8 protein-coding genes are annotated in these 9629 nt (G+C 37.6%); 6 read left to right on the top strand and 2 right to left on the bottom strand.

Annotated features, from left to right (window positions below):
• The first annotated feature begins 95 nt into the window (after window positions 1–95).
• Window positions 96–1217, top strand: coding sequence for a PQQ-dependent sugar dehydrogenase (locus tag IWB64_RS13760; protein WP_194534539.1), 1122 nt, complete (start codon window positions 96–98; stop codon window positions 1215–1217).
• A gap of 51 nt (window positions 1218–1268) precedes the next feature.
• Window positions 1269–1697 (top strand): c-type cytochrome, encoded by a 429-nt coding sequence (locus tag IWB64_RS13755; protein ID WP_226975893.1) that lies wholly within the window; start codon window positions 1269–1271, stop codon window positions 1695–1697.
• Here the strand turns inward: IWB64_RS13755 and murQ are convergent.
• Window positions 1678–2487 (bottom strand): N-acetylmuramic acid 6-phosphate etherase, encoded by an 810-nt coding sequence (gene murQ, locus IWB64_RS13750; RefSeq protein ID WP_194534538.1) that lies wholly within the window; start codon window positions 2485–2487, stop codon window positions 1678–1680. The genes IWB64_RS13755 and murQ overlap by 20 nt on opposite strands.
• A 5-nt stretch (window positions 2488–2492) precedes the next feature.
• On the bottom strand, window positions 2493–3242 hold the full coding sequence (locus IWB64_RS13745; RefSeq protein ID WP_194534537.1) for a DeoR/GlpR family DNA-binding transcription regulator: 750 nt from the start codon (window positions 3240–3242) through the stop codon (window positions 2493–2495).
• Between the two features lie 193 nt (window positions 3243–3435).
• On the opposite strand from IWB64_RS13745, the gene nagB reads away from it, so the two are divergent.
• The 4 genes from nagB to IWB64_RS13725 all read left to right on the top strand — a co-directional run bounded on the left by nagB (window position 3436) and on the right by IWB64_RS13725 (window position 9480).
• Window positions 3436–5364, top strand: coding sequence for a glucosamine-6-phosphate deaminase (gene nagB, locus IWB64_RS13740; protein ID WP_194534536.1), 1929 nt, complete (start codon window positions 3436–3438; stop codon window positions 5362–5364).
• Window positions 5365–5557: 193 nt separating this feature from the next.
• Window positions 5558–6832, top strand: coding sequence for an MFS transporter (locus tag IWB64_RS13735; protein WP_194534535.1), 1275 nt, complete (start codon window positions 5558–5560; stop codon window positions 6830–6832).
• Window positions 6825–8399: a glycoside hydrolase family 3 protein gene (locus IWB64_RS13730; protein ID WP_194534534.1), complete on the top strand. Its 1575-nt coding sequence runs from the start codon at window positions 6825–6827 to the stop codon at window positions 8397–8399. Before IWB64_RS13735 ends, IWB64_RS13730 begins: the two co-directional genes overlap by 8 nt.
• A gap of 4 nt (window positions 8400–8403) precedes the next feature.
• Window positions 8404–9480 (top strand): anhydro-N-acetylmuramic acid kinase, encoded by a 1077-nt coding sequence (locus IWB64_RS13725; protein ID WP_194534533.1) that lies wholly within the window; start codon window positions 8404–8406, stop codon window positions 9478–9480.
• Window positions 9481–9629 lie beyond the last annotated feature (149 nt).

Here is a 9629-nt window from a genome sequence, read left to right as displayed (position 1 = left end):
CATCACTTTCTCTCGGGTAATTCTTTTAAACTTGTAAATTCTCGCTATCTTTAACCATAACGAGACACCTTAATATTATCATTTAACGTCAAATTATGCGAAATAGTGTATTAACGATAGCGTTAGCTGCGATAACTCTCAGTTATTCTTGCGCACAAGACACTGAAAACAAAGTAGATACACCTACAAACCCTCCATTCACCGCCCAACTACTGATCGATGAAATGCAGTCTCCTTGGGGTCTAGTGTTTTTATCCGAAAAAGAACTGCTCATTACTGAAAAATTCGGGGAACTCATCCATTTTAAAAATGGAGAAAAAACGGTAGTCAAAAATACTCCGGAAGTTTACACCAGAGGACAAGGCGGATTGTTGGATATTGAACTACATCCTGATTATGAAAATACAGGATGGATTTACATCTCCTATGCTTCAGAAGAAGGCGAAGAAAAAGGTGGCCACACAGCATTAATGCGTTGTAAATTAAATGATAATACTCTAACAAGCAAAGAGTTACTATACAAAGCAACTCCAAACACAACCAAAGGCCAACATTTTGGTTCACGTATTGAATTTGACAATGACGGTTACCTCTATTTATCTATTGGTGAACGCGGGGCCAGAGATGAGAACCCACAGGATATTACACGAGATGGGGGTAAAATTTATCGGTTTTATGACGATGGAAGAATTCCGGAAGACAATCCGTTCGTAGGTAAGGAAGGTGCAAAAACCGCAATTTATAGCTACGGACACCGAAATCCACAGGGTTTAGCTAAACATCCAGAAACTGGTGAAATATGGGACAACGAACATGGACCCAAAGGTGGTGATGAAATTAATATTATTAAAGCAGGTGCCAATTACGGATGGCCCTTGGTTACTTATGGCGTTAATTATAGCGGCACACCAATTACAGACAAAACAGAGATGGAAGGCATGACCCAACCTATACATTATTGGGTGCCAAGTATAGCTCCAAGTGGTATGGCTTTTGTTACTACAGATAACTATAAAGGTTGGAAAGGGAGCATTCTAGTTGGTTCTTTAAAATTTCAATATATGGAGCGTCTCCAAATGGAAGGTACCAAAGTGGTAAAAAGAGAAAAGCTATTGACCGATTTAGGTAGAGTTCGCGATATAAAAGAAGGTCCTGATGGATTAATTTATGTTGCCATTGAAGGAAAAGGAATATATACGTTAGTACCCAAAGCCTAAATAACTACCATTGCCTTATAGATATTTGACTAGTTAAAAGAAACAATCCGCATGAAAAACTATTACAGTTCCCTTATTTTTTTAATTTTTACTGGTTGCTTTGCCCATGCACAAGAATCCGTACTCGCAGAAAGTATGATGCGAGGCAGTGAAATTTATGCTGATTTTTGTGTTACCTGTCACCTAGAGGAAGGTGAAGGAATAATAGGTTCTTTTCCTCCATTAGCCAAATCGGACTACTTAAGTCAAAACCGTAAAGCAAGTATACAGGGCGTTAAATACGGTTTACGAGGTGAGATAATCGTAAACGGGGTAACTTATAATAATATCATGACCCGAATGGGCCTTGACGATGAAGAAATAGCAGACGTTATGAATTACATTATGAATTCATGGGGCAATACCTCAGATGAAATAGTAACAGTCAAAGAAGTGGAAGCTATTGAAAAAAAAAGTAAATCTAAACGCCAGCGTCAATAGCCGCTTTTACAGAACCGTACTTTTTAAGCATTTTTTCAGCTTTATCATAATCAATACCCAAACCTTCGGCCACATAACGCGCTCCCCTATCTACAAGTTTGCTATTACTTAGCTGCATGTTAACCATCTTATTTCCTTTCACTCTGCCTATCTTTATCATTAAAGCAGTAGAAATCATATTAAGTGCCAGTTTTTGAGAAGTTCCGCTTTTCATACGTGTACTACCAGTTAAAAATTCCGGCCCTACATTCAATTCAATTGCAATATCTGCTGCAATAGCCAACGGAGATCCAGGGTTATTTGTAATCCCAGCGGTAAGTAGTCCTTTTTTCTTAGCCTCGGCAATACCTCCTAAAACATAAGGTGTAGTTCCAGAAGCTGCAATACCAACCACCACATCATTATCGGTAATGTTATGCTCCATCATATCTTTCCAAGCCTGTACACCGTCATCTTCAGCATTTTCAACTGCTTTTCGTATAGCAGTATCACCACCTGCGATCAAACCAATTACCCTAGTATGAGGCATTCCAAAAGTTGGGGGAATCTCAGAAGCGTCTAGAATCCCTAATCTTCCACTTGTACCCGCGCCAATGTAAAATAAGCGACCTCCTTTTTCAAAACGTTCCGCTAGGCCATCTACCAATTTGGTGATTTCTGGAATAGTTGCCGCTACGGCATCAGCTACCTTTTGGTCCTCTTCGTTCATTTTGTGAAGAAGGGACATTGTATCCATCTTCTCTAAATCATCATGATTAGATGATGTTTCGGTTATCTTAGTATAGTGCATAATGCTTATAAAATTCTAATGTCGTGGTTTCTAAATGAGCTTAAAAGATCGTCCTCTGGCTTTAACTCGGTAATAAGCGTATTAATTGCATTGATATCGCATGTTTTATAGCGATGCTGCGAATTCAATTTCTCAGAGATGGACAAAAGTACCGTTTTTTTCGAGCATTTAATTACTGCTTTTTTCACCTGTACAATATCCCAATCAAATTCTGTAAGCCCATAGTTGGAATCTACATATCCCGTACCTATAAAGCTGAAGTCTACCCTTATCTCTGCTAAATTATGAATTGCATTAGCCCCAATGGTCGTTTGCGAATCTGTAGAAACTTGTCCACCTACCATAATAACGGTTACATTTGGCTTTGTTAGCAGCGCCATAGCAACAGGAAGGCTATGGGTAAAACAGGTCAAATTTAAATTAGACGGTATTAAATGCGCCAGCTCCATACATGTAGTACCTCCATCTATGAAAATTACGCTTCCATCTTTTAAAAGCCCTAAAGCTTTTTCAGCAATTATTAACTTATCCTTTTGCCTATAAATATTACTATTCTTAGCACTATTGGTGGTAAAACCTAATGATATTGCTCCACCGTGTACACGGCGTAACTTATTCTCGGCATCCAGCTCCTTAACATCACGCCTTATGGTATCAATAGAAACATCTAGATTTTCGGCTACATCAGTTAATAAAATCCGGTTGTGTATCTCAACTTGACTTAGAATTGTCTGATGCCGTTCTTCTTTTAACATTGCATTTTAAATTATATTCTCAACAAAGATAGCAAAAATTGAGAATTGCCGTTTTATACTAACTTAAAGTTAAACAATCATTAAAAATGCATAAAACAGCATTATAAAAAAGCAAAAAACAGCAAATACATTTTGTTTTGCATATATTTGCATGGTTATTACGACACACAACAAACACAAAAGAGCAGCTTCTATGAAAACAATTTTAGAAAAAAATGGTGCAAATATCAGGTACAAACCTGTTGGACAATTTGAAGAAACCCGTTTTGAAAAAATTCATAATGTAATTTTTGCCGATTCAAATCAAGCTTCTATAAAAGTGGCCGAAGAAATTGCGGCGCTTATTAGAAAAAAACAAGATGCCAATAAAAATTGTGTTTTAGGTCTTGCCACAGGTTCTTCGCCTATTAGAGTTTACGAAGAATTGGTAAGAATGCATAAAGAAGAAGAACTAAGTTTTCACAACGTAGTTACCTTTAACTTAGATGAGTACCTTCCTATGGAAAAGGATAATCGTCAGAGTTACTGGTATTTTATGCACGAGCACCTTTTTAATCATGTGGACATAGCTCCTGAAAATATTCATGTTCCTGACGGGACGATTTCAAGTGACAAAGTAATTGATTACTGCATTGCTTATGATGAAAAAATCAAGAAAAACGGAGGTTTAGACTTTCAACTACTAGGTATTGGACGTACAGGCCACGTTGGTTTTAACGAACCTGGATCGCACTACAATTCTGGTACACGGGTTATCACCCTAGACCACATTACCTTGGTTGATGCAGCGCCTGCATTTTTAGGGATTGATAATGTGCCTAGAAAAGCAATAACCATGGGTATTGCAACAGTTATGAGCGCTAAGAGAATAGTGCTTTTAGGATGGGGGGAGAACAAGGCCAACATTATTAAAAAGACGATTGAAGGCGAGATATCCCCACAAGTTCCCGCAACCTATTTACAGAACCATAAAAACTGTACGTTCGTTTTGGATACTGGCGCAGGTAGCCAACTTACCCGAAATAAAACGCCATGGTTAGTAGATGAATCATTAGAATGGACGGAGAGCTTAACTTCTAAAGCTATTGTTTGGCTTTGTGATGAAACTAAAAAATCTATCCTTAGCCTAACAGACAAAGATTATAATGATAATGGTATGTCCGGTTTATTGACAACGGAAGACTCTTACGACTTAAACATAAAAATGTTTAATAAGTTACAGCATACGATTACCGGATGGCCTGGTGGAAAACCAAATGCCGATGATTCTAGCCGCCCTGAGCGTGCAGAACCAGCTAGAAAACGAGTTATTATTTTTAGCCCACATCCAGATGATGACGTAATTTCAATGGGTGGGACTTTTGATAGATTGATAGAGCAAGGCCATGAAGTTCACGTCGTATACCAAACCTCCGGAAATATTGCCGTGTCGGATACCGATGCACTTCGCTATGCAGAAATATCAAAACGAATAGGACCATCAGATGAGTCTCAGAAAATAATAGATTCCATTGAGGATAAAAGCGATAGTAGTTTTGATTCTCTTGAAGTAAGAAAGTTGAAAGGAAATATTAGACGAGGAGAATCCTATGCAGCAGTACGTTACTTAGGGTTAGAAGATTCTCATGTCCACTTTTTAGATCTTCCTTTTTATGAAACGGGAACCATTAAGAAAAATAATCTTTCGGAAAAAGATATTGAAATTGTACAATCTATAATTACAGAGATAAAACCTCACCAAATATATGCTGCAGGAGATTTAGCGGATCCTCATGGAACACACAAAGTATGTCTTGATGCTATTTTTGAGTCACTAGATAGATTAAAAGCAGAACCTTATATGGATGATTGTTGGGTTTGGCTTTATAGAGGTGCTTGGCACGAATGGGATGTAGATGAAATTGAAATGGCCGTACCTATGAGCCCTAGTCAGGTTCTTAAAAAACGTTACGCCATTTTCTGTCACCAATCTCAAAAAGATGGGGTTATGTTTCAAGGTGATGATTCCAGAGAGTTTTGGATGCGTGCCGAAGAACGTAACAAAAATACGGCAGAAAGATATCGTGCACTGGGCCTTTCTCATTATGCGGCGATGGAAGCTTTTGTACGGTACAAATTTTAGTTTTAAAAAATAAATTATAAAAGGCCTGTTGCTTCTAGCTAACAGGCCTTTTACTATTTTTTAATCTTTAAAAGATAGAATAAGTGGCGTTGTTTATAAGAACATTACACTTTGATAAGTATGCTATCCAAAATACCCACAAAAAATAGTAGCTTTAAACCACTTTTGAACTTCAAGCTACACATTTAACTTCATGATAGAAAAAGACAAAGGAGCATGGGTTTGGGTACCCATTTTATATTTTACCCAAGGATTGCCATACGTTTTAGTCGTAAGTGTATCCGTTATCATGTACAAACAATTAGGTGTTAGCAATGAAGACATTGGCTTATACACTAGCCTTTTGTATTTGCCATGGGTTTTAAAACCGTTATGGAGTCCGTTTGTGGACCTTAAAAGCACAAAACGAAAATGGTTTTTATCCATGCAGCTACTAATTGCATTGGCACTTTTCGGTGTTGCCCTTACTATCCCTACTAGCTTATTTTTAACCACTACCCTAGCCTGTTTTTGGATGGCCGCGTTTGCTTCTGCCACCAACGACATTGCTTCAGACGGTTATTATATGTTGGGTCTCACCGAGAAAAAACAATCGTTTTTTGTGGGTATGCGCAGTACATTTTACCGATTGGCCATGGTTACTGGCGAGGGACTTATTGTTGTTATGGCCGGATTTCTGGAAAACAAATACGGAGACAACTCAAAAGCATGGAGTATTACCATGACCGCAGCAGCTTTTCTTATGCTAGCACTTACAGTTTCAAACTTTTTTGCAGCTCCCAAATATGAGTCTTCATTAAACGTTACCAAAGACAAACCAACTGGTTTTTTTGAAGTGTTCGCTTCCTTTTTTAAGAAACCGGGAATTGGTATTGCATTGGCTTTTATTCTAACCTACCGTCTAGGGGAATCACAATTGGTGAAAATGGCAGCACCTTTTCTCTTGGACGCTCCAGACAAGGGAGGTTTAGGCTATTCTACAGAACAACTGGGAACAATTTTTGGTACGGCAGGCGTTATTTTTCTTTCCATTGGAGGCATTTTAGGAGGTATTTTAATATCAAAAGATGGACTTAAGAAATGGATGCTTCCTATGGTTATTTCCTTAAATCTTCCGAATGTCCTTTATGCTATTTTAGCCATGACCAAAACAACCAGTGTGTATGCTGTTACAGGCACAGTAATTTTAGAAAAATTCGGTTATGGTTTTGGGTTTGCCGCCTTCTTAATGTACCTCATCTATATTTCTGAAGGAAAGTCAAAAACCTCTCACTATGCTATCGCAACTGGCTTTATGGCTTTAGGAATGATGCTTCCGGGTATGGTTAGTGGCTATATGCAACAATGGCTGGGTTACGGCGGATTCTTTGTTTGGGTCGTAATTGCAGCTCTTCCTGCTTTATTTTTAGTGAATTTCATAAAATACCCCGCAGATTTCGGGAAAAAATCGACCAAATTAGATGCCTAATATATTACCATACAGCAAAGCCACAGAAACGCTGAATTTAGCCGAGAAAGTAGGTCAGTTATTCATGCCCGCAGCTTTTATAAACGATACCGAAGAGGAAATTCAACAGTTAGAAAAACTCATTAAAGAACATCATATTGGCTCATTATGCTTTTTCCATAGCAGAGCAAGTGCCGCAACCAATTTTGAAGGAAAGAAAAAAATAGTCTCCAATGAGAAGAGTTTTGAAACCTTGCAAAACCTAATCATCCGTTATCAAAAAGCTGCTAAATACCCCTTACTGATTGCAATTGATGCCGAATGGGGATTGGCCATGCGAATTGAAAAAACGCCGCAATACCCTTATGCCATAACCCTAGGCGCCATTCCAAAAAATTCAGAAAACTTGATTTATGAGGTAGGGAAAAACATTGCAAAAGACTGCAAAGCTGCGGGAATACACTGGAATCTTGCTCCTTGCGTAGACATCAACAACAATCCTAATAACCCTGTTATCGGGTACCGCTCTTTTGGAGAAGATAAAATTAAAGTCACCCAAAAAGCCTTAGCCTATATTAATGGGACCAGCTCAGAAGGCATACTAACTAGCATTAAACATTTTCCGGGACACGGAGATACCGCAACGGATTCACATTTAGGTCTACCCTTAATAAATAAGACAAAAGAAGATTTAGTAAACAACGAACTGTACCCCTTTCAAAAACTTATTCTAGAAGGAATAGATTCGGTTATGGCGGGGCATTTATCAGTTCCTGCTCTGGCTAATGGAAAAGACACGCCTTCAAGCATTTCAAAAGATATTATTAAAGGGGTTCTTAGAACAGAAATGGGATACGATGGTGTTGTAATTTCTGATGCATTAAATATGCATGCAGTTTCCAAAAACTTTCCTACAAAAGGGGATTTAGAATGGCTAGCTTTTGATGCCGGAAACGATGTACTTTGTTTTGCCGAGCACATAAAAGAAGGAATTGAAACCATCTTAAAAAATGCCACAGAAACAGCGATAGAAAATAGTTTCAACCGAATTTGGAAGCTAAAAACAAAGGCAATATCAACCTCGAAAAATGTAACTTCTGACTTAACTAATCCTTATGAGCTAAACAGTAAAATAGCAGAGCAAAGTCTTTCATTGATTAAAGGAACCAAAGAGATAATTGCCACATTCAAAGAAACTGAATTCAAAAGCCTTTCAATCTCATTAAACACTGACAATCAATTTTTTAAATCGATTTGTAAATACAAAAAATTCACTTTAATAAGTAAAACTAATGAAATAGATAAGGTTACTAAAAATATACTTTTAGCACTTTTCCCTCCCCAAGTAAAGCCCACCAATAACTTCGGTTTTACTGAAGAAGAACTTGTTCTAATAAATAGACTTATCAACACAAAAAATGTAATTCTTTACATCTTCGGAAATCCATACGTGCTTAATCACATCAATATAGAAAATGCAAAAGCTGTTGTGGTTGCATATCAAAATCAAAAATCATTTCAAGAAGTCGCAGCAAATCATTTTTTAGGTAATTTAGAAGCACGGGGCAAACTACCAATAACCGTTTAAAACTATGAAAACATATAAAATTCTGGGTCTCATGTCAGGCACGTCATTAGATGGCCTGGACCTTTCATATTGTACCATTTGGCAAGAGGGCCATACGTGGCAATTTGGCATCAAAAAAACCAAAAGTGTTTCCTATTCCACAGAAATGCAAACCCAATTAAAAGATGCCATTTATTTACCTGCCGATGCGCTTTTAAAGCTTCACAATAGCTACGGAACATGGCTAGGCGAACAGTGTGATTTGTTTATTAATGATCACGGCTTAGAAGTAGACTATATCTCTAGTCACGGGCATACCACACATCACCAACCAGAAAACGGCTTGACCTTTCAGATAGGGAACGGTCAACATTTGGCCAATGCCAGCAAACAAAAAGTAGTATGTGATTTTAGAACCAATGATGTGGCGCTTGGTGGTCAAGGAGCTCCTCTTGTTCCTATTGGTGACCGATTATTTTTCAATAAATATGATTACTGTTTGAATTTGGGAGGTATCAGTAATATCTCATTTGAATACAATGGTAGCCGCATTGCCTACGATATTGGGCTAGCCAACATGATTCTAAACCATATTACTAGAAAAAATGACCTAGATTATGACGCAGGAGGAAATCTGGCAAAAAACGGTAATATAAATACCAACATGCTTGAAAAACTCAACGGATTGGAGTTTTATAAACTTCCCTTTCCTAAATCAATCGGGTATGAATGGTTTGTAGACAAGGTGGTTCCAATTGTTGATAGCACAGAAGACAGTATGGAAAATCTGTTATGCACCAGTATTTATCATGTCTGCGAACAAGTAGCTATCCAAATAAAAGCAAATAGGAAAAAATCTGGAAGCACCTTATTTGTTACTGGTGGTGGCGCTCTAAATGACTTTCTTGTAGAGACGCTTCAACAAAAACTAGGTGATGCCGTAAAAGTAGTGGTCCCTTCCAAACAACTTTTAGAATTTAAAGAAGCATTGGTATTTGCTTTAATGGGCGTTTTAAGAATAGAGAAAAAAACGAATGTTTTATGCTCTGTAACCGGCGCTAAAAGAGACTCGTCTAGCGGAGTTTTATTTTTACCTAGTTAAAATCAGCTAACATTATTAGAGTGAAAAATTATTATTTTTAACACCATACTGTACGTTTCCGCAAATGTAAAAAAGAAAAACACGCCTCCCTTTGCTGATAAAAAAACATAGAATACCTCTCTATTTTATGTGATTTTGAAGGGTTTCTA

This window comes from Zobellia nedashkovskayae, from assembly GCF_015330125.1.
GTDB lineage: Bacteria > Bacteroidota > Bacteroidia > Flavobacteriales > Flavobacteriaceae > Zobellia > Zobellia nedashkovskayae.
This window is presented reverse-complemented; position numbering and strand designations above follow the sequence as displayed.